Origin of the sequence: Pseudomonas sp. P7779 (genome assembly GCF_013386315.1) — a bacterium.
In the GTDB taxonomy this organism is placed as follows: domain Bacteria; phylum Pseudomonadota; class Gammaproteobacteria; order Pseudomonadales; family Pseudomonadaceae; genus Aquipseudomonas.
In genome coordinates this window covers 1-1,019 of record NZ_JACARZ010000210.1, presented here as the reverse complement: position 1 = coordinate 1,019, position 1,019 = coordinate 1, and the positions used below count along the sequence as shown (strand labels likewise).

1 protein-coding gene is annotated in these 1,019 nt (G+C 64.4%); it reads left to right on the top strand.

The window, feature by feature from the left end; translation table 11 throughout:
* Positions 1-1,006, top strand: a 1,006-nt coding sequence (locus tag HX869_RS31220; protein WP_178904180.1) for an LLM class flavin-dependent oxidoreductase, incomplete at its 5' end; no start/stop codon positions are given.
* Positions 1,007-1,019 lie beyond the last annotated feature (13 nt).

Genomic DNA, 1,019 nt, shown 5'->3' with positions numbered 1-1,019 from the left:
CCTGCGCCAGATCGTGCGGGCTACCGAACAGGCCGGGTTCGACGGGATCATGGTGCCCACCGCCAGCGGTTTCGAGGATCCGTGGCTGATTACCGCGGTGCTGGCCCAGGAGGTGCGGCGGCTTAAATTCCTCCTGACGTTGCGACCAGGCATGGAGCTGCCGGCCTATACCGCCCACCGTGCGGCGACCTTGCAATTGCTCAGCGAGAATCGCCTGGCGTTGCATGTGGTGACGGGGTCCAGCCGTTTTGAGCAGCGTTCGTTGGGGGACTTTCTCGAACACGATGAGCGTTACGCGCGTACTGCGGAGTTTTTGCAGGTGTTCCAGGCGGTGTGGGCTGGAAAGCAGCCGGCGCATCCGGGGCGCTACTACCGCAGTGGGATCAACACGCCGGTGGCGCCTGGGGCCGAGGTGCCGGCGATCTATTTTGGGGGTGCCTCCGAGGCTGCCGAGCAGGTGGGGGCTGCCCATGGGCAGACGTACCTGATGTGGTGTGAGCCGCCGGCGATGATTGCCGAGCGGGTGCTGCGGATGCGTGAGTTGGCCGCGATGCAGGGGCGGACGTTGCGCTTTGGGTTGCGCTTGCACATCTTTGCCGATCGCACTGACGAGGCGGCCTGGGCGCATGTGGAGCGGCTGTTGGAGGAGATACCCAAGGACGCCATTGACCAGGCGCAGCGGCAGATGGCCAAGTATGAATCGGTGGGGCAGAGTCGCCAGACCGAGTTGATGAAAGGCCGTGGGCGTGGGGCGCGGGAGCTGGAGGTTTCGGCCAACCTCTGGGCCGGTGTGGGCCTGGTACGGGGTGGGGCCGGGACCGCGCTGGTGGGGAGTTATGAGCGGGTGGCGGAGCGGATCGAGGAGTATCACCAGCTTGGGGTGGACAGCTTTATTCTCTCGGGGTTTCCGCATCTGGAAGAGTCGATTCATGTGGGGGCGGAGGTGTTGCCTTTGTTGCGCAGGATTGGGGCTTCGGGGAGGGATGTTGAGGTGGGTCGGGGTTGATTGAGTACATATC